This is a genomic window from Mycobacterium sp. NPDC004974 (genome assembly GCF_053600815.1).
On the sequence record NZ_JBSGAQ010000015.1, the window covers coordinates 102,987 to 125,311 of the forward strand.

At 68.6% G+C, this 22,325-nt stretch carries 19 protein-coding genes; 12 read left to right on the forward strand and 7 right to left on the reverse strand.

The features are described 5' to 3' along the window. Window positions 1–24: 24 nt before the first annotated feature. From ACWEFV_RS26835 to ACWEFV_RS26845, 3 genes are read right to left on the reverse strand one after another with little or no spacing between them, the layout of a single operon-like run. The gene (locus ACWEFV_RS26835) at window positions 25–1,275 is read right to left on the reverse strand and encodes a hypothetical protein (RefSeq protein ID WP_450072387.1); all 1,251 of its coding nucleotides are present in this window, start codon (window positions 1,273–1,275) and stop codon (window positions 25–27) included. Continuing rightward, on the reverse strand, window positions 1,272–2,609 hold the full coding sequence (locus tag ACWEFV_RS26840) for a M1 family metallopeptidase (RefSeq protein WP_450072388.1): 1,338 nt from the start codon (window positions 2,607–2,609) through the stop codon (window positions 1,272–1,274). Before ACWEFV_RS26840 ends, ACWEFV_RS26835 begins: the two co-directional genes overlap by 4 nt. Next, entirely contained in the window at window positions 2,606–6,538 is a 3,933-nt protein-coding gene (locus ACWEFV_RS26845) for a Pls/PosA family non-ribosomal peptide synthetase (RefSeq protein WP_450072389.1), read from the reverse strand. The genes ACWEFV_RS26840 and ACWEFV_RS26845 overlap by 4 nt, the downstream gene beginning before the upstream one ends. Window positions 6,539–6,777: 239 nt before the next feature. Between ACWEFV_RS26845 and ACWEFV_RS26850 the strand changes: the two genes are divergently transcribed. From ACWEFV_RS26850 to ACWEFV_RS26860, 3 genes are read left to right on the forward strand one after another with little or no spacing between them, the layout of a single operon-like run. Beyond that, window positions 6,778–7,746, forward strand: coding sequence for a TerC family protein (locus ACWEFV_RS26850; RefSeq protein ID WP_135459031.1), 969 nt, complete (start codon window positions 6,778–6,780; stop codon window positions 7,744–7,746). 55 nt (window positions 7,747–7,801) lie between these two features. Beyond that, a complete protein-coding gene (locus tag ACWEFV_RS26855) occupies window positions 7,802–8,209 on the forward strand; it encodes a hypothetical protein (RefSeq protein ID WP_135459029.1) in 408 nt (135 codons plus the stop codon). A 19-nt stretch (window positions 8,210–8,228) separates the two neighbouring features. After that, the gene (locus tag ACWEFV_RS26860; protein WP_450072390.1) at window positions 8,229–9,068 is read left to right on the forward strand and encodes an SDR family NAD(P)-dependent oxidoreductase; all 840 of its coding nucleotides are present in this window, start codon (window positions 8,229–8,231) and stop codon (window positions 9,066–9,068) included. A gap of 34 nt (window positions 9,069–9,102) precedes the next feature. Here the strand turns inward: ACWEFV_RS26860 and ACWEFV_RS26865 are convergent, their stop codons facing one another. Together ACWEFV_RS26865 and ACWEFV_RS26870 are read right to left on the reverse strand one after the other, a co-directional pair. Continuing rightward, on the reverse strand, window positions 9,103–9,624 hold the full coding sequence (locus ACWEFV_RS26865) for a 2-oxo-4-hydroxy-4-carboxy-5-ureidoimidazoline decarboxylase (protein WP_450072391.1): 522 nt from the start codon (window positions 9,622–9,624) through the stop codon (window positions 9,103–9,105). A 61-nt stretch (window positions 9,625–9,685) separates the two neighbouring features. Further along, a complete protein-coding gene (locus ACWEFV_RS26870; protein ID WP_450072392.1) occupies window positions 9,686–10,174 on the reverse strand; it encodes an inorganic diphosphatase in 489 nt (162 codons plus the stop codon). Between the two features lie 127 nt (window positions 10,175–10,301). Between ACWEFV_RS26870 and dacB the strand changes: the two genes are divergently transcribed. The 6 genes from dacB (at window position 10,302) to ACWEFV_RS26900 (ending at window position 17,293) form a co-directional block, all read left to right on the forward strand. Next, window positions 10,302–11,681, forward strand: coding sequence for a D-alanyl-D-alanine carboxypeptidase/D-alanyl-D-alanine endopeptidase (gene dacB, locus ACWEFV_RS26875; RefSeq protein ID WP_135459019.1), 1,380 nt, complete (start codon window positions 10,302–10,304; stop codon window positions 11,679–11,681). Beyond that, complete coding sequence (locus tag ACWEFV_RS26880; protein ID WP_450072393.1) at window positions 11,669–12,745, forward strand: zinc-dependent metalloprotease; 1,077 nt, start codon at window positions 11,669–11,671, stop codon at window positions 12,743–12,745. Before dacB ends, ACWEFV_RS26880 begins: the two co-directional genes overlap by 13 nt. Further along, window positions 12,724–13,683 (forward strand): tRNA lysidine(34) synthetase TilS, encoded by a 960-nt coding sequence (gene tilS, locus ACWEFV_RS26885; RefSeq protein ID WP_450072394.1) that lies wholly within the window; start codon window positions 12,724–12,726, stop codon window positions 13,681–13,683. The genes ACWEFV_RS26880 and tilS overlap by 22 nt, the downstream gene beginning before the upstream one ends. Window positions 13,684–13,720: 37 nt before the next feature. Continuing rightward, the gene (gene hpt / locus ACWEFV_RS26890; protein WP_135459015.1) at window positions 13,721–14,308 is read left to right on the forward strand and encodes a hypoxanthine phosphoribosyltransferase; all 588 of its coding nucleotides are present in this window, start codon (window positions 13,721–13,723) and stop codon (window positions 14,306–14,308) included. A 45-nt stretch (window positions 14,309–14,353) separates the two neighbouring features. Beyond that, on the forward strand, window positions 14,354–16,579 hold the full coding sequence (locus ACWEFV_RS26895) for a molybdopterin-dependent oxidoreductase (RefSeq protein ID WP_450072395.1): 2,226 nt from the start codon (window positions 14,354–14,356) through the stop codon (window positions 16,577–16,579). Between the two features lie 408 nt (window positions 16,580–16,987). Continuing rightward, entirely contained in the window at window positions 16,988–17,293 is a 306-nt protein-coding gene (locus tag ACWEFV_RS26900) for a hypothetical protein (RefSeq protein ID WP_450072396.1), read from the forward strand. Here the strand turns inward: ACWEFV_RS26900 and ACWEFV_RS26905 are convergent. Together ACWEFV_RS26905 and ACWEFV_RS26910 are read right to left on the reverse strand one after the other, a co-directional pair. Then, the gene (locus ACWEFV_RS26905; RefSeq protein ID WP_135459009.1) at window positions 17,290–18,012 is read right to left on the reverse strand and encodes an SIMPL domain-containing protein; all 723 of its coding nucleotides are present in this window, start codon (window positions 18,010–18,012) and stop codon (window positions 17,290–17,292) included. The two genes, ACWEFV_RS26900 and ACWEFV_RS26905, sit on opposite strands and share 4 nt — an antisense overlap. A gap of 125 nt (window positions 18,013–18,137) precedes the next feature. Then, window positions 18,138–19,061 (reverse strand): alpha/beta fold hydrolase, encoded by a 924-nt coding sequence (locus ACWEFV_RS26910; RefSeq protein ID WP_450072397.1) that lies wholly within the window; start codon window positions 19,059–19,061, stop codon window positions 18,138–18,140. A gap of 91 nt (window positions 19,062–19,152) precedes the next feature. On the opposite strand from ACWEFV_RS26910, the gene ACWEFV_RS26915 reads away from it, so the two are divergent. The 3 genes from ACWEFV_RS26915 to ACWEFV_RS26925 are packed head-to-tail and all read left to right on the forward strand — an operon-like array spanning window position 19,153 to window position 22,264. Beyond that, window positions 19,153–20,178: an alpha/beta hydrolase family protein gene (locus tag ACWEFV_RS26915; protein WP_450072398.1), complete on the forward strand. Its 1,026-nt coding sequence runs from the start codon at window positions 19,153–19,155 to the stop codon at window positions 20,176–20,178. Continuing rightward, window positions 20,175–21,383: a saccharopine dehydrogenase family protein gene (locus tag ACWEFV_RS26920; RefSeq protein WP_450072399.1), complete on the forward strand. Its 1,209-nt coding sequence runs from the start codon at window positions 20,175–20,177 to the stop codon at window positions 21,381–21,383. The genes ACWEFV_RS26915 and ACWEFV_RS26920 overlap by 4 nt, the downstream gene beginning before the upstream one ends. After that, complete coding sequence (locus ACWEFV_RS26925) at window positions 21,380–22,264, forward strand: PaaX family transcriptional regulator C-terminal domain-containing protein (RefSeq protein WP_450072400.1); 885 nt, start codon at window positions 21,380–21,382, stop codon at window positions 22,262–22,264. Before ACWEFV_RS26920 ends, ACWEFV_RS26925 begins: the two co-directional genes overlap by 4 nt. Window positions 22,265–22,325: the final 61 nt, after the last annotated feature.

A 22,325-nucleotide genomic window follows, 5' to 3' on the forward strand; every position in this document is an offset into this window, starting at 1 on the left:
GTCGATGGGCACCAAACTACACGGTCACTGCATTGCCAGCTTGGCCAGCGCGACCAGGTGAACCGCGATTCCTACCAGCGGTCCGCACAGCAGCGCGACGATGGTCCGAGTCTCCAGCCCCACCGGTAGCAACAGCAGTGCCACCGCTGCGACCGTGGCAAGGATCCAGCCCAGCGCGTAGGCCCGGTGCAGGGCGGCTGCGACGGTAGCGGCGCCGGTCAGCGTGAGCATCGCGATGGCGACGGCCGCCGCGGTCAGCCAAGCCAGCAGGGCGCCGCCGGCGCGGTACTCGTCGCCGAACCCGACCCGCAGCAGCCAGGGGCCGAGCAGCCCGGCCGCGGCCACGCCCACCGCACCCAGTGCGGCTACCGCGGCCGCCGGCGCCAACAGTGCCCGCAGCCGTTTGTCGCGCTGGTCGACGAAGTGTGCGATCAGATTGCCCTGCATCGCGGTGAGCGGAACCAACAGCGGGGCGCGGGTCAGCGTCACGGCGAGGATCACCACACCGCCGGCCGCGCCCAGATCCCCCGAAGTGGCCTTGAGCAGCACCGGGAAGCCCATCACCAGGATCGCGCTGGCGCCGGCCGCGGCGATCGAGTGTGCGGCCCCGCGTAGGAATGTCGACGGACTGCCCGCGGTGAGCAGCCCGGCCGCCAGGCGCGCTGCCGGCGCGGCGATCAGCATGATCAGCCAGGCCACCGCTCCGGCCACGGTGGCCCACAGGAACCCGGCCAACCCCCAGCCGAGCACGAACGTCGCCGCGGCCACGGCCACCCGGATTCCGGCGTCGGTGACCATCAGGGCCCCGTACTCGGTCCAGCGGTTCACCCCGGCGAGCATGCCGAGCAGCGTGGCGTGCAGACAGAATCCGGCCAGCCCGACGCTGAGCAGCACGACGCTCAGCGCGCGCGACTCGGCGAACACGTGCGCGCTCCACAGCGGTGAGCTGGCCGCGATCACCAGGGCCGCGACGATGCCGACCAGGGCGGCGATCCGCATCGGGTGGGTGGTCGGCCCGCCGCTGAGGTCGCGGTGCCGAGACGAGCGCACCTCGCGGGTGGCCTCCTGCAGCAGACCGTTGGCAGCCCCGGTCACCAGGCCGAACGCACCCCAGAACACGCTGAAGACCGAGAAGCCGGCGGGCTCGAGATCGCGCGCGGCCAGGTACAGCACGGCGTAGCCGCACAGCGCACTGAGCGCCGTCGCCGCGCCGACGCGGGCGACGCTGCTGCGCGTGACCGGTCCGGGTGCGGGTGCGCCGCCGGCATCGGTCACAGGTCCGGCAGCTCTTTGGAGTACAACCAGGCCTGCCACAGCGATTGCAGTGGCTCGTCGGTGTAGCCGGCGGCCAGCCCGGTGAAATCGTCGGTGAACGCCGTGCTGTGTCGGTAGCGGGCTGTCCAATCCCTCAGCAGCGCAAAGAAATTCCGGTCGCCGATCAGAGTGCGTAGCGCGTGCAGGGTCAGTGCGCCGCGCTTGTAGATACGGTCGTCGAACATGTCCTCGGGCCCGGGATCGGACAGCAGAATGTCCTGGGGCTTGTCGCGCAGCCGCTCGTAGTAGTGCTCGGCCCACTCGGCGGCGGTGTGGCCGCCGCTGTGCTCGGACCACAGCCACTCCGCATAGCAGGCGAATCCCTCGTGCAGCCAGATGTCGCGCCAGCGTCGCGCCGTGACCGAGTTGCCGAACCACTGGTGGGCCAGTTCGTGGGCGATGAGCCGTTCGGCGCCGCGGTGCCCGTCGCAGTGGTTGGCCCCGAAGATCGAGATGCCCTGGGCCTCCAGCGGGATCTCGAGATCGTCGTCGGTGACCACCACGGTGTAGCCGCTGGCCAGTGGATATGGGCCGAACAGCTTGATGAACAACTTCATCATCTGCGGTTGGTGCTCGAAGTCGTGGTCGAACTCGCGCCGCAACCGAGCGGGCAGCACCGCGTGCATCGGTACCGGCGTCTTGGTCAGCCGTTGGCTCTCGTACTGGCCGATCTGCAGGGTGATCAGGTAGCTCGACGTCGGCTCGGCCTGCTCGTAGGTCCACACGGTGTGCCCGGCGCGGGCCTTGCGGGAGATCAGTTCACCGTTGGCCAGGGCGTAGTACGGGCTGTCGGTGCTGATCTGGATCCGGTAACTGGCCTTCGAGCTGGGGTGGTCGTCGCACGGGAACCAGGAGGCCGCCCCGTTGGGCTGGCCGGCCACCAGGGCCCCGTTCGACAGTTCCTCGAAACCGACGTCACCCCAATATGTTTCGATGGGGCGCGGGGTTCCGCTGTAGCGGACGACGATGGTCATCGCGGCCCCGGCCGGTAACGCCGAGGACAGGGTGACCGACAGCTTCCCGCCCGAACATCGGTACTGGGCCGGACGGCGGCCGTTCACCGACACCCGCGACACCGTCAGGGCGTCGGACAGGTCGAGGGTGAAGGTGCGCAGCGCGGCCAGGGTGACCGCGGTGATCGTGGCTGTCCCGGCCAGCCGGTTGATCGCCACCTTGTACTCGAGGTCGAGTTCGTAGCGCGACACCCGGTACCCGAAATTGCCGTTGCGCGGCAGATACGGGTCGATAACGGGCGGGGGTGCCAATTTCTTCGCTGCTTTCTTCGATCGGGTCACGCGGCGGAGTCTTCTGTTTTCTTGGCGGTCTTGTCGGTGGTCTTGTCGGCGGAACGCTTCTTGCCGAACATGTTCCACGGCGCGATCGGGTTGCCCTGCCACCTCGTCGACGGCGGTACCTCGTCGCCGCGCATCACCAGTGAGCCCGGTCCGACCGTGGCGCCGGCACCCAGTCGGGCCGCGGGTAGCGCCACGCAGTGCGGCCCGAGTGTCGAACCTTCTTCGAGCACAACGCTGTCCAACCGCATGATGCGGTCGTGGAACAGGTGGGTCTGTACGACGCAGCCGCGGTTGACGGTGGAGGCGGTGTCCAGTGCCACCAGATCGGCTTCGGGCAGCCAGTAGGTTTCGCACCACACGCCGCGGCCGATCGAGGCTCCCAGCCCGCGTAGCCACAGGTTCATCACGGGGGTGCCGCTGGCGGCCCGGGCGAACCAGGGGGCCGCGACGGTTTCGACGAAGGTGTCCGACACCTCATTGCGCCACACGAACGATGACCACAGGGGGTGTTCGACGGCGCGAATCCGGCCGACCACCAACCACTTCGCGATCACCGCGATGGTCCCGGCCACGGCGCCGGCGGCCAGCAACACCAAGCCACCGGTCAGCGTCGCCCAAAGGAATCCGAACCGGATCGTCACGGCCTGCATCGCCCCCAGAACCGCGACTCCGATCGCGAAGGTGACGATCACCGGGATCACCCGGCAGGTCTCCACGGTCGAGCGCATGATCTTGAGCCGAATCGACGGGTGGAAGGTGCGTAGTGCGTCGGCCTCGGTGGCGTTGCGGCGCAACCGGACCGGTGGGCTGCCCAGCCAGGATGAGCCGGCCTTGGCCTTGTGCGGCGTGGCCGACAGCACGGCCACCAGGCCGTCGTCGGGCACCTTGCGGCCGGGCTGGGTGATGCCGGAGTTGCCGAGGAACGCGCGCTTGCCGATGGTGGCCTTGGCGACGTGGATCCAGCCGCCGCCCAGCTCATAGGACGCCACCATGGTGTCGTCGGCCAGGAACGCGCCGTCCTGGACCTCGGTGAACTTCGGCGTAAACAGGGCTGTCGAGATCTCGGTGTCCCGACCGACTTTCGCGCCGAGCAGCCGCAGCCACCAGGGTGTCAGCAAGCTGGCGTAGATCGGGAACAGGTAGTTGCGGGCCGCATCCATCAGGCGTTCTGTGGTCCACAGCTGCCAGCCCACGCGGCTGCGTACGGGGTGGTAGCCCTCCGAGAGCCGCACCGAGAGGATGCGCACGCCGATCACGGTCAGCGCGGCATAGGTCAGCAGCGAGACGACGGCCGCGGCCGGGGTCCATGCGAGCGCGGGCAGCACCGCTTCGGCCGGTGAGGCAGTGCCGTGCACGGCCCAGACGATCACCGCCAGGCCGGCGGCCAGAGCGAGCAGCGGCAGACCGGCCAGCAGCACCGAGGACACGCCGTACACCGCGACCCACACCGGGGCGCGTCCCGGCCGGTGATCCGGCCAGGGGTGGCGGGCCTTGCCCGATTTCACGGCCGGCGAGCCCTTCCAGAACTGACCGTTCTTGACCTTGCCGACCACTGCCGATCCGGGGGCGACGTCGGCGTTCTTGCCGACGCTCGCCCCGGGTAGCAGCGTGGTGCGGGCGCCGATCGTGGCGTCGTTGCCGATCGACACCGGGCCGACGTGGAAGAGGTCGCCGTCGATCCAGTGCCCCGTCAGGTCCACCTCGGGCTCGACCGAGGCGCGGTGGCCGATCTTGAGCATGCCGGTCACCGGCGGAGCCGAGTGCATGTCGACGCCCTTGCCGACGCTGTTGCCCAGGGCGCGGGCGTAGTAGACCATCCACGGTGCACCGGCCAGGTTCTCCGCACCGCTGGCAGCGCCCAGTCGTTCGGCGATCCACACCCGCAGGTGCACGGCGCCGCCACGGCGATAGGTGCCGGGCTCGAGTCCGGTCAGCAGCATCCGGGCGAACAGCACCGCGATGCCCATGCGGCCCAGTGGCGTGACGAACAGCAGGAACCCGGCCAGCACCCACCACCAGCTGAGCGGATGCGCCCACGACACGATCCCCGTCTGGGCGGCCACGTTGTTCAAAATGGCCAGCCAGACCACCCATTGCATGCCGGTGAGGGTGGCCAACGGCAGTGACAATGCGACCTGTGCGGCCTGGGTGAACAGAGGAGTCGGTTTGACCTCGCGGGATTGGATCTCCGGCGGTGGTTTGAGCTCGTCGAGATAGCCGGCCAGCGAGCCGAGCCGGGGGTGATCGTAGAGGTCGGCGACGGTCACCAGCGGGTAGCGCCGTCGCAGTGCGGCCACCAGCTGCGCAGCCGACAGCGAACCGCCGCCCAGCGCGATGAAATCGGCCTCCGGCCCTTCGACGGGCGTGCCGAGCACGTCGCGCCACAAGCCGGCCAGCCAGCCCATGGTGCCGTCGAGTTGCGGCGCCTCCTGATCGGCGTCTCCGGGCGGTGGCCACGGCAGTGCGTTGCGGTCCACCTTGCCCGACGTGCGGGTCGGTAGTTCGTCGAGCAGCACGAGCCTGGGCACCAGGGCGGCAGGCAGCGACTCCGACAGCGCGGCGCGCGCGGCGGCCAGGTCGAATTCCGGATCGGCGCTGGCGATGTAGCCGACCAGCAGCGGGGTGCCGCTGGTGGTCTTGCGGACCGCTGCCGCACCGCCGCTCACGCCGGGCAGGTGCACGAGCGCGTTATCCACTTCGCCCAGTTCGATGCGGCGGCCGCCGACCTTGACCTGATCGTCGGCGCGGCCCTGGAAGTACAGGCCGTCGGCCTCCAATCTCACCAGGTCACCGCTGCGGTAGGCCCGGTTCCAGCCCAGCGTCGGCATGGGCGCGTACTTCTCGGCGTCCTTCTCGGGGTCGAGGTAGCGGGCCAGGCCCACCCCGCCGATCACGAGCTCGCCGACGTCGCCGATCGCCACCGGCACGCCATCTTTGTCGACCACCGCCAGGTCCCAGCCGGCCAGCGGCAGGCCGATGCTGACCGGGCCCTGCCCGTCCAGCTGCGCGGCGCAGGCCACGACGGTCGCCTCGGTGGGGCCGTAGGTATTCCACACCTCCCGGCCGTCCACCGCGAGCCGGGCCGCGAGTTCAGGTGGGCAGGCCTCGCCCCCGAAGATCAGCAACCGCACGGCTTCCAGTGCCTCGGCCGGCCACAGCGCCGCCAGCGTCGGAACGGTGGACACCACGGTGATGTCACGGCTCACCAGCCAGGGGCCCAGGTCCATGCCGCTGCGCACCAGTGACCGTGGGGCGGGCACCAGGCAGGCGCCGTGCCGCCAGGCCAGCCACATCTCCTCGCACGACGCGTCGAAGGCCACCGACAGCCCGGCCAGCACCCGGTCTCCGGGGCCAATCGGGTTGTCCGTCAAGAACATCTGTGCTTCGGCATCGACGAACGCCGCGGCGCTGCGATGGGTGACGGCCACACCTTTCGGGGTGCCCGTCGAGCCCGACGTGAAGATGATCCAGGCGTCGTCGCGACCCAGCGGCTCCGCGGCCCGCCAGCCCCGCGACGAACCCGGTCCGCGCACCAGCCCGGCCTCGGTGATCACGCCGACCACGTTGGCCTCCCCGAATACCAGCTCGGCGCGTTCGTCGGGGTCGTCGGCGTCGACCGGGACGTATGCCGCGCCGCAGGCCAGCACTGACAGGATCGCCACGTACAGGGCATAGCTGCCCGAGGGCATCCGGATTCCGAGCTTGTCTCCGCGGCCGATACCGCGTGCTGCCAGCCAGGACACACTGTCGGCGACGTCGGCGATCAGCTCGGCGTAGGTGAGCTGGACCGTGCCGTCGTCGAGGGCGGGTGCGTCGGGAAAACGCCGGGCCGTGTCGTGGAGGATGTCGACGAGAGTGCGCGGCTCGGGTGCCAGTGGGGATAGCACGTACTGCGGGGGAATCTCGTGCGGACCGGCGGGAGCTGTCACGAGTACAAACTACTAAGCCCCGGCCATCACGGCCCAGTGGCGCACGGCGGGTCGGTCCGGCGTGCCGCTTCGATTTCGGTTCGTGGGATCCGTCAGGCAGACTGGTCGGCGGAGGGGAGTATTCCTTTCGCTGCGATGTCGTCATCACGTCGGTCGTCAATGATCGATCGGTGTCGCGGACCGGTGTGTTGTAACCGGTGGAAGAGACCTCCGGCGTTTTGACGACCGGAGGATTCTCGATGCAGGTAACCCAGCTGGAATGGATTGTCACCCTCGCAGTGACCATCGCCGTTCTGCTGTTCGACGTCGTCGTGATCGGGCGACGCCCCCACGAACCCACCACGCGGGAGACCGCGACGTACCTGTCGATCTACATCGGCATGGCGGTGGCCTTCGGCGTGTGGGTGTGGTACTTCCACGGCAGCCAGTTCGGGCTGGAGTTCTTCGCCGGATGGCTCACCGAATACAGCCTGTCGGTGGACAACCTGTTCATCTTCTTGATCATCATGGCCAGCTTCAAGGTGCCGAGGATCTACCAGCAGCAGGCCCTGCTGGTCGGCATCATCCTGGCGCTGATCTTCCGCGGCATCTTCATCGCGCTCGGCGCGGTCGCGATCAACGAGTTCTCCTGGGTGTTCTACATCTTCGGTGCGTTCCTGGTGTACACCGCGATCAACCTCGTCCGTGACACCGACCACGACGACGACGGCGACAACGGTCTGGTGCGGTTTGCCCGCAAGCACCTGCGGACCACCGACAAGTGGGACGGTCTGCGGCTGTGGGTGCACGAGAACGGCAAGCGGCTGATGACGCCGATGTTCCTGGTGATCGTGGCGCTGGGCACCACCGATCTGCTGTTCGCGCTGGACTCGATCCCGGCGATCTACGGCCTGACCCAGGAGCCCTACCTGGTGTTCACCGCCAACGTGTTCGCCCTGATGGGGCTGCGGCAGCTGTACTTCCTGCTCGGTGACCTGCTCAAACGGCTCGTCTACCTCTCGCAGGGGCTGGCGTTCATCCTGGCCTTCATCGGCGTCAAGCTGGTGCTGCACGCGCTGCACGAGAACGAGCTGCCGTTCATCAACGGTGGCGAGCCGGTGCACGTCCCGGAGATCCCGACCCTGGCCAGCCTCGGCGTGATCGTGGTGACGCTCGCCATCACGACCGCCGCGAGCCTGTACAAGACCCGGGTGCGGGACGCCCGGTAGTCCCTTGGATTCCGGCTGAACGTAACTCTGTGCTGGTGCGGTATTCGCGCTTAGCGTGGCCGGGGTGCGGATATTCGTGGCGGATGCCGAGTCCTGGACCGAGCTGACCGACGGTGACGAGCCGACGGCGCGGATCTCCGCGCCCGACCTGGCCCAGGCGCGCCGGATCCGGTCCGGCCTGAAATCCGAGGACGACGGCGTCTCGGTGATCCTCGATGTCACGGTTGCCGTCGCCGGGGACTACCGCTCGGCCCGCTGCAGCCTGACGGTGGCCGGTCCCGAGGCGCAGGTGCGCTACGTCGGGACGGTGGACGGCCTGGCCGGCCTGATCGCCGATATCAAGGCCGCCGAGGTGGCCGACGGTGTCACCCTGATCCCGGCCACGGCGGGCCAGGACCCGCACGGACTCGGGGCCGACGTGCTGCGCAGGCTGGAGTTGCGGTCGCAGGCGAGGGCGTCGTAAGCCACGTACCCTCGCCGGTATGCCTTCAGTTCTGGTCACCGGCGCCGGCCGTGGAATCGGCAGAGCCATCGTCGAACACCTGGCCGCGACCGGATGGGACGTCATCGCCGGAGTGCGCTCGAAAGCCGATGCCGCCTCGGTCACCGAGGTCGACCCGCAGCACATCTCTGCGGTGATCCTCGACGTCACCGATTCCGGGAACATCGACGCGCTGGACGCTGCGCTGCCGGCGCGACTGGATGCGGTGGTGAACAACGCCGGCATCGTGGTCGCCGGGCCGGTCGAGGCATTGACGGCCGACGACTGGCGTAAACAGTTGGAGGTCAACGTGATCGGCCAGTTCGCGGTGACCAGGGCGGTACTGCCGAGGCTGCGCGAATCCCGTGGCCGGGTGGTCTTCATCTCGAGCGTGAACGGCCAGATGTCCATGCCGATGCTCGGTGCCTACGCCGCGTCGAAGTTTGCTCTGGAGGCCGGTGCCGAGGCGATGCGAATCGAGCTGAGGCCCTGGGGCATTCCCGTGGTGGTGGTGGAGCCGGCGCAGACCGACACCGACATGTGGCGCAAGGCCGATGACATGGTCGTCGAGGTGGAGGCGGGGATACCGCTCGAGCAACGGGCTCTGTACGCCAAGCACATCGAGGGGATGAAGAAGTTCATCCCGGTGTCGCAGCGCATGGCCGTGCCGCCGGCGAAAGTGGTTGCGGTAGTGCAGGAGGCGCTCACCGCGGACAAGCCGAGGGCCCGGTACCTGGTCGGATTGGGCAACAAGGTTCAGGTGGCCTTGATGCGGAACACCCCTGCGGCGCTGCGGGATCGGATCATGGCGAAGATCTTCGGGGTGCCCCGCCGGGCATGATGGAGCTCGAATACCGCGACGCAGGCGGATACGGCTACCAGTTGTAGTAGCCGCCCTCGGGGCCGAGCATGCGTTCCAGGCGGGCCCGGTTGATCCGGGCCAGCTCGTTGCGGACGACCTTGCGCTCGGTCTCCTGGTCGTTGTGCAACCGGTCGATGATCCCGGCCAGGGCCCGGTGCGCGCAGCAGTCCTCGACGAACATCACGAAACCGAACCCGAACCGCTCGGTGTAGTGGACGTCCTCGGTGCTGAGCTGTGACATCACCGCGGGATCGTCATCCCATACCGAGCACTGTTCGCACACCGACTTCGGGCTGCGCGGACGCCTGCCGATATGCGGATAGGCCTGCAGCACGCGGTCGATGGAACCCTCACCGAGGCTGAACAGCAGGGTGTCGGCCTGCCGGAACAGCGAATCGTGGTCGGCGAACGGGCGCCCACTGGCGAGGTCGGTCGCCAGCACCACGCTGTAGCAGCACTCGTACACGGCATGCACCGCACGCCGCAGGGGCAGTGCGTTGTACGCCTCAAGTCCCATGCCCTGATGCATCAACACCTGGTCAAGCATGAGAGGCGCAGAGCACAGGGGAGTTACCCCGTGTTACAGCGAGGCTAAATCAGTGATCTGAGCTCTTGAACCGCTCGATCGAGCGCTGCAGTTCGGCCTCGGCCTCTTCGCGGCCCGCCCAATCGGCGGCCTTGACGAACTTGCCCGGTTCCAGGTCCTTGTAGTGCACGAAGAAGTGCTTGATCGCCTCGAGCTCGAAAGGCGGCACGTCACCGAGGTCCTGGATGTGGTCCCAGCGGGGATCGCCGGCCGGCACGCACAGCAACTTGTCGTCGCCGCCGGCCTCGTCGGTCATCTTGAACATCGCGACCGGGCGGGCCTCGACGATGCAGCCGGGGAACACCGACTCGGGCAGCAGCACCAGCGCGTCCAGCGGATCGCCGTCCTCGCCGAGGGTGTCCTCGAAGAACCCGTAGTCGGCCGGGTAACCGAACGACGTGTAGAGGTAGCGGTCGAGCTTGACCCGGCCGGTCTCGTGGTCAACCTCGTACTTGTTGCGCGAACCCTTCGGGATCTCGATGACGACGTCGAACTTCACCGTCGTGGCTCCTTCGCATCTGCGGTCAGTCGTGGGTCGTCGGGCGACGACGCGGGTCAACCCTAATAGAGCGATAGTCTGGCCTAAACGGGTGGCTCGTCCCCACCACCGGCAGAGCAGGAGAAATATGCGGCCCACTCGGTGGCGGCAGTCCACCCATGTGGCGGTTGGCGTCGTGGTCCTGGTGCTGGTCGCCGCCGTCGTCGCGGTTGCTGCCGTACTCACCGGGCACCGGTCCAGCGATGCCGAGGCGGCTCCGCCGGCACCCCCGCCGGCGACGGCCAGCCCGGGGATCGTCCCGGTGGACATGTCGGCGCCGACACCGACCGTGAGCGGCCTGGCCGCCGCGCTGGGCCCGGCCCTGGCGAATCCCGACCTCGGTGAGGTGACCGGCCGGATCACCGACGCCGAGACCGGCGCTGAACTGTGGGAACAGAATTCCGGGGTGCCGATGCAGCCGGCTTCGGTCAACAAGGTGCTGACGACGGCGGCTGCGCTGCTCACGCTGGACCGTAATGCCCGGCTCGCCACCACCGTCCTGGCCGTCGATTCGCAGCCCGGTCTGGTGGTGCTCAAGGGCGGCGGGGACACCACGCTCTCGGCGGCGCCCGCGGACACCGACACCTGGTACAAAGGCGCGGCCCGGATCAGTGATCTGGCCGAGCAGGTGCGCAACAGCGGCATCACGGTCACCGCGGTCCGGGTGGACATCAGCGAGTACAGCGGCCCCACGATGGCGCCGGGCTGGGACCCTGCCGATATCGAGGGTGGTGACATCGCACCGATGGAGCCGGTGATGCTCGACGGCGGACGCATCCAGCCGACGACGGTGGAATCCAGGCGGTCGACCACACCGGCGCTGGACGCGGGCCGGGCCCTGGCCGCCGCACTCAAGGTGGACCCCGCGACGGTGACCGTGCTGGCCAATGCGGTGCCGGGCAAGCAGATCGCCGCGGTGCAGTCCGCGCCGCTGATCGAGCGGCTGCGCCAGATGATGAACGAGTCCGACAACGTGATGGCCGAGTCGATCGCCCGTGAGGTTGCCGCCCAACTGCACCGGCCGCAGAGTTTCGACGGCGGTGTCGACGCGGTGCTGACCCAACTGGAAGGCATCGGCATCGACATGTCGGCGGCCAGGCTGGTCGATTCCAGCGGCCTGTCGACCGAAGACCGGCTGACCGCCCGGATTCTCGACGAGGTCGTCAACATCGCGGCGGGCAACACCGAGCCCGCCGTGCGGCCGCTGGTGGACCTGCTGCCCATCGCCGGCGGCAGCGGCACGTTGTCCAACCGGTACCTGGACACCGACGCCGGCCGTGACGCCGCGGGCTGGCTGCGGGCCAAGACCGGGTCACTGACCGGGACCAACGCGCTGGCCGGCATCGTCACCGACGACAGCGGGCGGGTGCTCACGTTCGCGCTGATCTCCAACAACGCCGGGCCCACCGGGCGCACCGCGATCGACGAGCTGGCCGCGTCGCTGCGGTCGTGCGGATGTGGCACGTGAGCGACAAGGTCGCCATGACCGCGGGCCGCGCGGTCGACTGGGATTTCGCCGCAACGGTCGGGGCGAAGCTGGCCCGGCCGGCCCCGGCCTCCAGCGACTACACCCGCAACCAGGTGATCGAGCAGCTCTCGGAGAGTTCGAAGGCCGCCGAGCTGCCGGTGCGTGAAGTCACGGGTCTGATCGAGGGTGTCGAGGTTCCCGAGGCCCGCGTGGTGGACCGTCCCGAGTGGATCCGGGCGGCCACCCGGTCGATGCGGGTGATGACCACCGGCCTCCAACCCGGTGACGAAAGTGACACGCACAAACCGGGATTCATCACCGGCCGGGTGACCGGGGCGCAGACCGGTGCGGTGCTGGCGTTCATCTCCTCGGGCATCCTCGGCCAGTACGACCCGTTCGGCCCCGACGGTGGCGAGCTGCTGCTGGTGTATCCGAACGTCATCGCGGTGGAACGTCAATTGCGTGTCGCCCCAGCTGATTTCCGGCTGTGGGTGTGCTTGCACGAGGTCACCCACCGGGTGCAGTTCCGCGCCAACCCCTGGCTGGCCGACCATATGTCGCAGGCGCTGGCCGTGCTCACCCAGGACGCCGGCGAGGATGTCGCCGAGGTGGTGGGCCGGCTCGCGCAGTTCGTCCGCGATCAACGTAACGGGTCGGCGCCGGACCCGAATTCGAGCGGCGTGCTCGGCCTGATGCGTGCCGTGCAGGCCGAGCCGCAGCGCCGCGCGCTCGATCAGCTTTTGGTGCTGGGCACCCTGCTGGAGGGGCACGCCGATCACGTGATGGATGCCGTCGGGCCGGCGGTGGTGCCCACGGTCTCGACCATCCGGCGTCGCTTCGACGAACGCAGGCAGCGTAAGCAGCCCCCGCTGCAGCGCGTGGTCCGCGCCCTGTTGGGCTTCGATGCCAAGATCAGCCAGTACACCCGGGGCAAGGCATTCGTCGACCATGTGGTGCGGGAAGTCGGGATGGCCCGGTTCAACACGGTCTGGTCCAGCCCCGACACCCTGCCGCAACCCGACGAGATCGACGAACCGCAACGATGGATCGAACGGGTGCTGTAGCCGCGCTGCGGCAAGCGGTCGCGGCCACCGGCGAGGGCGTCGATGGCTCGACATGGTGTGTGGCATTGTCGGGCGGCCCGGACTCCCTGGCGTTGACCGCCGTCGCGGCCGGCCTGCGGCCCACCACCGCGCTGATCGTCGACCACCGGTTGCAAGCCGGATCGGACGCCGTCGCCGAAGCTGCGCGCAGGCAGGCGATGGCATTGGGATGCGTTGCAGCGCATGTTCTTTTGGTTGACGTAGGCCGTACCGGCGGGCCGGAGGCGGCGGCACGTCAGGCCCGTTACGCAGCACTCGACACGGCCCGTGCCGGCGCCCCGGTACTGCTCGGCCACACGCTCGACGACCAGGCCGAGACGGTGCTGCTCGGGCTGGGCCGCGGATCGGGTGCCCGCTCGATCGCCGGGATGCGCCCGCATGACCCGCCGTGGCACCGGCCCCTGCTGGGGGTGCGTCGCACACTGACGCACGCCGTCTGCGACGAACTCGGCGTCAGCCCGTGGCAGGACCCGCACAATGCCGAACCCCGGTTCACCCGGGTCCGGCTCCGCCGCGAGGTGCTGCCGCTGCTGGAGGACGTGCTCGGCGGCGGGGTGGCCGAGGCCCTGGCCCGCACCGCGACCGCGCTGCGCGAGGACACCGAGACGCTCGATGCGCTGGCCGGCGAGGCCCTGGCCGGGGCGCGCACCGAGGCCGGCGGTCTGGACATCGCCGGGTTGGCCCCGTTGCCCGACGCGGTGCGGCGCCGGGTGATCCGGGCCTGGTTGCTGGACAGCGGCGCGTGTGATCTGACCGACATCCAGATCCGCGGCGTCGACCGGCTGGTGACGGCCTGGCGCGGGCAGGGTGGCGTGGCCGTCGGGTCCGGGCTGCGCAAACAGCGGTTGTTCGCGGCGCGGCGCGGCGGCGTGCTGATGATGCATACCGAACCGGTCTAGCGATCCGCGTTGGAAAGCAGCTGCCTCGCATGGCACGCTGTTCGATGTGGCTGTCGACTCTGCCGAGCTGTATGCGGGAGACATCAAATCGGTGCTGTTGTCCGAGGAGCAGATCCGGACCCGCACCGTCGAACTCGCCGAGATGATCGCCGAGCAATACCGAGACAATCTGGGCAACGACGACCTGCTGTTGGTCACCGTGCTCAAGGGCGCGGTCATGTTCGTCACCGATCTGGCCCGGACCATCCCGCTGCCCACGCAGCTGGAGTTCATGGCGGTCAGCTCGTACGGCTCGTCCACCTCGTCCTCGGGTGTGGTGCGCATCCTCAAAGACCTCGACCGCGACATCAATGACCGCGACGTGCTGATCGTCGAGGACATCATCGACTCGGGGCTGACCCTGTCCTGGTTGCTGCGCAACCTGGCTACCCGTGGCCCGCGCTCGCTGCGGGTCTGCACGCTGCTGCGCAAGCCCGACGCCGTCAGGACCGAACTCGACGTCGCCTACGTGGGCTTCGACATCCCCAACGAGTTCGTCGTCGGATACGGCCTGGATTTCGCCGAGCGCTACCGCGATCTGCCCTACATCGGCACCCTGGAACCGAAGGTGTACGAAACGCCCTAAGCCGGAGGCTTACAAAAGGCCGGAGTCCGGCGCACAATTCGGGGCATGGCTGATACCCGCACGGCCCTTCGGATCTGCCCCTTCTGCGAGGCCACCTGCGGCCTGACGCTCACCATCTCCGACGGTCGGGTGACCGCCGCCCGCGGCGATCGTGACGACGTGTTCAGTGCGGGATTCATCTGCCCCAAGGGCGCCAGCTTCGGTGAGCTCGACAACGATCCGGACCGGCTGACGCGACCACTGATCCGGCGTGACGGCGTACTCACCGAAGCTACGTGGGCTGAGGCGTACGCGGTGGTCGCCGAGCGACTCGCCGCGGTGATCGCCGAGCACGGCGGTGCCGCGGTCGGGGTGTACCTCGGCAACCCGAACGCGCACACCATCGCCGGCAGTCTGTATGCGCCGCTGATCATCCGGGGCCTCGGCACCCGGCAGGTGTCCAGCGCCAGCACGCTCGACCAGATGCCCAAGCACGTCGCGCTGGGTCTGATGTTCGGCAGCCCGGTCGCGTTCACCGTCCCCGATCTCGACCGCACCGACTATCTGGTGATCATCGGTGCGAATCCGCTGGTGTCGAACGGCAGCCTGGCCACCGCCGCCGACTTCGGAGGCAAGCTACGGGCCTTGCGCAAACGTGGCGGCAAGCTCGTCGTCATCGATCCGGCCCGCACCCAGACCGCCAAACTGGCCGACCGCCACCTCGCCCCGCGGCCGGGTACCGATGCGGCGCTGCTGTTCGCCATCGTGCACGTGCTGTTCGAAGAGGAGCTCGTCGAACTCGGCGGGCTCGCCGAGCACGTCACCGGAGTCGAGCAGGTCCGTGGCCTGGCCGACGAGTTCTCACCCGAGGCCGTCGCGCAGGCGTGCGGCGTGGCAGCCGAAGAGATCCGGGATCTGGCCCGCGAGCTCGCCGCCGCCCCGACCGCCGCCGTCTACGGCCGGATGGGTACGTCCACAGTCGAGTTCGGGACCATCGGCAGCTGGCTCGTCGACGTCATCAACGTCCTCACCGGCAACCTCGACCGCCCCGGCGGAGCGATGTTCGCGCTCGGAGCCGCCGCACCCGCACCGCGCCCGCCGAAACCCGGCCGCGGATTCCAGACCGGGCGGTGGGCCAGCCGGGTCTCGGGCTATCCCGAAGTGCTCTCCGAACTGCCGGCGGCCGCGCTCGCCGAGGAGATCGACACCGCCGGTGAAGGGCAGATCAAGGCGATGATCACGATCGCCGGAAACCCGGTGCTTTCCGCGCCGGACGGCGACCGCCTCGACCGGGCCCTGGACCGGGTCGACTTCATGCTGTCTGTCGATCCGTACCTCAACGAGACCACCCGCCACGCCGACGTCATCCTGCCGCCGCCCCCGCCGGCCTGCAGCGCGCACTTCGACGTGGCGCTGAACAACCTCGCCGTCCGCAACAACGTGCGGTACTCCCCGCCGGCACTGCCGCTGGACGGACGGCCCGACGAGCCCGAGATCCTGTCCCGGCTCGCCCTGATCCTCTACGGCATCGGGGCCGATGGGGATCCGGCTCTCGTCGACGCCCAGGTGATCGCCAAGACGCTGGCGAAGGAGACAGCCGACCCCGATTCGCCGGTGGCGGGCCGCGACGTCGAAGAGCTCACCTCGATGTTGTACGACGGCCCCGGGTACGAACGCCGCCTCGACATGATGTTGCGGCTCGGGCCCTACGGCGACGCGTTCGGTGCCAAGCCCGACGGGCTCACCATGGAGCTGTTGAAGGCAAACCCGCACGGCATCGACCTGGGGCCGCTGAAACCGCGGGTCCCCGAGGTCCTGCGAACCCCAAGCGGGCGAATCGAACTCGCGCCGGAGCCGATCGTCGCCGACGTGGCGCGGCTGCGCGATGCACTCGGCCGCGCGGTAGGCGGGTTCCTGCTGATCGGGCGGCGTCATCTGCGGTCCAACAACAGCTGGATGCACAACCTCCCGGCGCTGTCGGGCGGCTCCAACCGGTGCACCCTGCAGATCCATCCCGACGATGCCGCTGATCTGGGACTCACCGACATCGCCGTGATCAAGGGCCCCGGCGGTGAACTGCTGGCCCCGATCGAGGTGAACGACGGCATGCGGCGCGGCGTGGTCTCGCTGCCCCATGGCTGGGGACATGACCGCGGCGGCACCGGCCAGCAACTCGCGGCCAGCCGGCCTGGGGCGAACGTCAATCAACTCAACGACGGGACACATCTGGATCCGTTGTCGGGCACCGCGGTGCTCAATGGCATCCCCGTCGACATCGCACCAGCGGGTTGACCCCGGCTCGGCGTCTCGGCGTGTCGGCGCGGGAAAGCGATGGCCGACCTGCCCGGCTGTTAGCGACTTTTCAGCGACAATCGCCTCGTGGGCATCTGTGACCACTCTGGTCGCAGACGCGATTTGTACTCGCGTCACTTAGGGTGCAATTTGCCTCGTGCATAACAGATTTCGGGGTGCCCGGCTGTCAGCGACAGAGTCGCTATGAGTCGGGCGCTGGACTGATGAGGCTCGTGGGGTCAGAGATGCTGGCGTCGCAAAACTGGTTAGCGACAATGGGTTTGGTGAGTTCCATGTTGTCGATGTGGCGATTGTCGCTGAAAAGTCGCTGATAGCCGGGCACATCGGATACCCCGCTGGAATTTGTGACTGGCGTGACTTGTCGGTCCCTCTTGGCACTGTGACGCCATGAGGGACAAACTCCTGCTGCGGGGCACCAATCTTCGCTATGTACTGACCGTGCAGCTGCTCCGGTACGGCGCGCAATCGGTGGCCGACCTGGTCGATGCACTCGAGGATCAGGGATTCACCACAAGGGGACGGCCGTCGAAGGCGATCTCCGACGCCCTGCGTTGGGAGATGGCCCACGGCCGGGTGTGCCGGGTCAGGCACGGGCGTTACCGCCCCGCCGGGATGCCGCGTTCCACGGAGTACCGCATCCGCGAACGAGTCGCGGCACTCCGCGCGGCAGCCGCCGACCGCACGGCGGCCTAAGTCAGCTCCCAGATGACGGTCACCGAGAAGTTCACCGTCTGCTGACCGGGTTCCAGCGGAACGGCTTCCATCGCCGCCCGCGGCATCGGGGTGGGCGTGGGCGGGGTGGAGCCACCGGACTGCTCGGATATCGAGATCACCTTGCCCAGGTGAAGCCCCGACAACCCGGCGTACTGATCGGCGCGGTTCTTGGCGTCGTCGAATGCCCGGGCACGGGCGTCGCGCACCAGGTCCGAATCGTCCTCGATCGAGTAGTTGACCGAGTTGATGCGGGTGGCGTCGCCTCCGGTGCTCGCGATCAGCGCCAGGGTCTGGGAGGCCTTGGCGGTGTCACGGATCTTCACCTTGATCGCATTGCTGGCCTGATAACCCGAGATCTTGCTGTCGGTGAATTGTGGCTGCACGCTGACCTGCGTGGTGCTGATGTCCTTGCGGTCGATGCCCGATCCGACCAGCGCATCGATCACGGCCTGCTGGCGCTGGCTGGATTGGTTGAGCGCGCCCGACACGTCCGGGGCGGTGAACTCCATCGCCACATCGGCGGTCAGGGTGTCTGGCACGCCCTGCACCTGGCCGGATCCGACGACGGTCACCTGTCGGGCGCCGTCCGGCGCGCCCGCGGCGGGCCCTGAGGTCGCATCACACGCGCTTGCGCTGACGGCGATCAATCCCGCGGCGGCAACGCCGAGTACCCGCAATTTCGCATTCCCGATCGGCATGACCGAACCCTACCGGGACGTCACGCGGTCACCAGGACTTTGCAGTGCCGGTCGCAGCCGAGGCGGTCCCGCGCCCCGACCCGGTCCGTGTCGTATTGCAGTGCGGTGGTGGGGGATTGGCCCACTCACCGCAGACCTCCCAGGAACTCCAAGAGCGCTTTGTTGACCTCGTCGGGTCGTTCCTGCTGCAGCCAGTGCCCGGCGCCGTCGAGCAGCGCCTCGCGGTAGTCGCCGGTGACCACGTCGTGCACCCGGTCGCGCGGGGTGAAGCCCAGTACCGGATCCGCGGTACCTGCCAGGAACAGGGTGGGCACCGTGATGGTCGATGCGGGAGTGTTTTCGGTCAGCTCCCAGTTCCGGTCGAAGTTGCGGTACCAGTTCAGCGGCCCGGTGAATCCGTTCTCGGTGTAGGCCTGCACGTAGCGCTCGAACTCGTCGGCGCTGATCCAGTCCGGCAGCGGCGGCAACGGGCGTCCCGACAGGCTTTCCGGGGGCGCACTGATGCCTTCCATCGAGAGCATCCGGCGCAATGATTGCCGCGGGTCGGCGCCCAGCGCGGCGTCGGCGACACCGGGTTCCTGGAAGTACAGGATGTAGAAGAAGTTGTCCCCGACGATCTTGCGCCAGATCTGCGTCGGGGGCGCGGGCGCTCGCGGTACCGGCGGCACGCTCATGGCCACGACTGCTCTGACCCGGTCGGGGTAGAACAACGGAAAGTTGGTCGCGACGGGCGAACCCCAGTCGTGGCCGACGAGCACCGCCTGCTCGGCACCGACGTCATCGAGCAGGCCGGCGATGTCGGCGGTCAACTCAACGATGTTGTAGGCGTCGATGTCTTCGGGTCGCGATGAACCGCCGTAGCCGCGCTGGTCAGGGGCCAGTACGTGATAGCCGGCCGCCGCGAGCGCCGGAATCTGGTGCCGCCACGAGTACGCGAGCTCGGGAAATCCGTGGGTCAGCACCACCACCGGATTTCCGCGTTCACCCGCCTCGGTCACCGTCAATGTCACGCCATTTGTATCGACTAACCGTTCGGTCGGTGTGAGCACGATCTCACCCAAGCACAGGATCGACGGCTGCGTAAGCCTGCCTATTCAAAACTATCGATACCAAAACGACCGTATGAGATACGATAGATACATGCTTCGCGTGTGCATTCGGGTGATCGTCGTCTGCTGTGTTGTCGCGGCTGGACTCGGCGCGGTGATCCTGTGTCAGAACGACTTCGACATCACCGAGGAGCATGTGGAGATACCCGGGTCGAAGCAGCCGCTCGACGCGATCCTGGCGCTGCCGACCCGCGGGGAGAAGCCCTACGGTCTGGTGGTTTTCGTGCACGGCGATGGCCCCGCTGACGCGTCGCGCGATTCGTTCTACCGGCCGCTGTGGGAGTCGTTCGCCCGGGCCGGTTACGCCTCGGTGTCCTGGAACAAGCCCGGAATCGAAGGGGCGCCGGGCAATTGGCTGTACCAGAGCATGCATGACCGTGCCGTCGAGACCGAGGCTGTGCTGACCTGGGCGCGCGGCCGCGGCGATATCGACCCGCACCGCATCGGGGTGTGGGGGATCAGTCAGGCCGGCTGGGTGCTGCCCGAGGTGGCCGCGAACCACCCCGAGCTGCGGTTCATGATCCTGGTCGGGCCGGCGGTCAACTGGCTGCGTCAGGGCGAATTCAACCTGCTGGCCGAACTTCGGGCACAGGGAGCGGGCAGCCCCGAGATCGCCGCCGCGCTGAAACGCCGGGCCGAATCGGTGCGGCTGTTGCGTGCCGGCGCCGACTACGACCGGTACGTCGCGAGCGGCATCGACGACCCGCCGATGTCCGCCGACCGTTGGCGGTTCGTGAGCGCCAACTACCTGTCCGATGTCACTTCGGTACTGCCCCGGATCAAGGTTCCCGTGCTGCTGATGCTCGGCGCGGACGACCGCAACGTCGACGTCGCCGAAACTGAGCGGGTCTATCGCGCGCAGCTGCCGCCGGATCGACTCGCCGTCCAGAAGTTCCCGGACGCCTCGCACAGCATCGCCAAGGCCCGGCTCGACCATCACCAGGGGTTCCGTTCGTTCCTGGTGGCCGTGTTCGCGCCGCGCTCGCTGTACGCACCCGGTTACCTCGACTCCCTGCGGGAGTTCGTCGATCATCTTCCTGACAGGAGCACACCATGAGAGTCCTCGCGCTGGGCGGAGCCGGAGCGATGGGTGCCGCAGCGGTTCGGACCGCAGCGTTCTCCGGAGACGTGGAGCGGATCGTGATCGCCGACCGCGATCTCGCGGCGGCCGAGCGCGTCGCCCGAGAGTTGGTGGGAGCGCCGGTGCCGACCGTCGCCCGCCGGGTCGACGTCACCGATGGCACCGAACTCCGCAGCGCCCTCGCCGAGGTCGACCTGGTGCTCAACACCGTCGGCCCCTACTACCGCATCGGCCTGGCGGTGTTGCGTGCCGCGATCGACACCGGGACGCACTATCTCGACATCTGCGACGACTGGGAACCCACGGTGCAGATGCTCGAACTCGACGCCTCGGCCCGTGCGGCGGGGGTGACTGCCGTGATCGGCATGGGCGCCAGCCCTGGCGTGAGCAACCTGCTCGCCGCGACGGCAGCGGCTCCGCTCGACACCGTGCGCGACGTGTACACCGCCTGGCCGGTCGACGTGACAGCCGGGATCGAGGACAGCGGCGACCAGCTGATCGGCCCGGACGGATCACCGACCGCGGCCGCAGTTCATTGGATGCAGCAGAGCAGTGGCACCATCACAGCGGTGCGGGCAGGTTCATTGACCGAACAACCGCCGTTGCGTCCGGTGACACTCGAGCTGCCCGGCGGACGTCGCGGCACTGCCTACACCGTCGGACACCCCGAACCCGTTACGCTGCAACGCACCCTCAAACCGACCGGGGAATCGGCCAACCTCATGGTCGTCACGCCGTCGGCGGTCGCCTTTCTCGACGTGTTGCGGCGCGACATCGACAGCGGCAGGCTCACCAACGAGGCCGCCGCACGTCGCGTCGCCAAGCCGCATCTCACCACCGTCATCCGGTCGCTGCCGCGTGCGGTGCTGAACAAGGGCCCCGGCACGCTGCCGCCGTTCTTCGCGGTGGCCTACGGTGACCGCCACGGCCGCGAGGTGGCGGTGCTGGCCCACCTCAGCGGTGAGGCCGGCATTGGCGCACTGCTGACGGACATGGCCCGCGCCACCGCAATTCCCTTGGCGCTCGGCATGTCCCAGGTCGTCGACGGCACCGCGCGGCGGGCCGGTGTACACCCACCCGATGCGGTGATGAGCAGCGAGCGCTTCTTCGCCGACCTCGATCGCGAGCTCGGCCGCACCGGTTCACCGCCGCTCATCGTGACGGAGCAGGAGTACCGATGAGCCCTGAGGCGAGCATCGACGCCGACCGTGCCATCCCGACCCGCACCCTGGTGGAGAGCCTGATCCGCGAGGATGCCACGGTCGACGCGGGCGAACTCTACGAAGTCGCCAACACCCTCGGCATGAGCGACCAGCAGGTCAGGTTGTGCATCAAGCGCCTCGTCGCCGAAGGGCAGTTCGTTCAGGACGGCCGCGGGCGGAAGGCGGTGTTACGCGCGACTCCCGAGGTCCGCAGCACCATCGAGCCGGACCTCGAGTTCGTCCGCTACATGTACGCGCAGGACCGCGGGCAGGCCGACTGGGACCACGAATGGCATGTGGTGGCCTTCGCGATCGGTGAGTCGGCCCGCGCGGCCCGCGACGCGATGCGCGATGCCGTTCTCCGGTTGGGCGGCGCACCCATCCAGGGCGGACTCTATGTATCGCCCAACGCGTGGGAGCCGCACGTGCGGGCTGCGGCCGACCGATTGGGCGTCTCCGACCGGGTCACCATCCTCACCACAACCGACCTCGACGTCGGGGGAGTCACCGAGCCGCAGGCGCTGGCCGGAGCGCTGTGGCCGCTGGAGGCCATCGCGGATGGCCACCGGCGACTCCTGGCGACCGCCCAGCGATCGGTGCGTGCGCTGCCCCGCGCCACCCGCGCCGTCCGACTCGGCGTCGCGATCGAGCTGGCCGCGGAGTTCACCCGGGCGGTGGAGCCGGATCCGCTGCTGCCACCCCAACTGTTGCCGCAGCCATGGATCGGTGCCGTGGCCCGCGCTGCGGTCGCGGACTGCTGGTCAGACCTGCTGCGCGACGATCAGCCCGAGCCGTTGAACCTCTTCCGCTGGTATGCCGATGTCATCGCAGAAGTGGCCGGTATCGCCCGCCGGCAGTAGTGCTTCCAGTATGTGTAGTGGGGCTGGATACCGTCGGGAACTGCCGGACGTTGGTCTAGCG

Bases quoted from the DNA above. Each gene is read 5' to 3' on its own strand.
- ACWEFV_RS26880 (WP_450072393.1), top strand. From the start codon at position 11,669: ATGTGGCACGTGAGCGACAAGGTCGCCATGACCGCGGGCCGCGCGGTC.
- ACWEFV_RS26925 (WP_450072400.1), top strand. From the start codon at position 21,380: ATGAGCCCTGAGGCGAGCATCGACGCCGACCGTGCCATCCCGACCCGC.
- ACWEFV_RS26905 (WP_135459009.1), bottom strand. From the start codon at position 18,012: ATGCCGATCGGGAATGCGAAATTGCGGGTACTCGGCGTTGCCGCCGCG.
- ACWEFV_RS26850 (WP_135459031.1), top strand. From the start codon at position 6,778: ATGCAGGTAACCCAGCTGGAATGGATTGTCACCCTCGCAGTGACCATC.
- tilS (WP_450072394.1), top strand. From the start codon at position 12,724: ATGGATCGAACGGGTGCTGTAGCCGCGCTGCGGCAAGCGGTCGCGGCC.
- ACWEFV_RS26920 (WP_450072399.1), top strand. From the start codon at position 20,175: ATGAGAGTCCTCGCGCTGGGCGGAGCCGGAGCGATGGGTGCCGCAGCG.
- ACWEFV_RS26900 (WP_450072396.1), top strand. From the start codon at position 16,988: ATGAGGGACAAACTCCTGCTGCGGGGCACCAATCTTCGCTATGTACTG.
- ACWEFV_RS26860 (WP_450072390.1), top strand. From the start codon at position 8,229: ATGCCTTCAGTTCTGGTCACCGGCGCCGGCCGTGGAATCGGCAGAGCC.
- ACWEFV_RS26895 (WP_450072395.1), top strand. From the start codon at position 14,354: ATGGCTGATACCCGCACGGCCCTTCGGATCTGCCCCTTCTGCGAGGCC.
- ACWEFV_RS26915 (WP_450072398.1), top strand. From the start codon at position 19,153: ATGCTTCGCGTGTGCATTCGGGTGATCGTCGTCTGCTGTGTTGTCGCG.
- dacB (WP_135459019.1), top strand. From the start codon at position 10,302: ATGCGGCCCACTCGGTGGCGGCAGTCCACCCATGTGGCGGTTGGCGTC.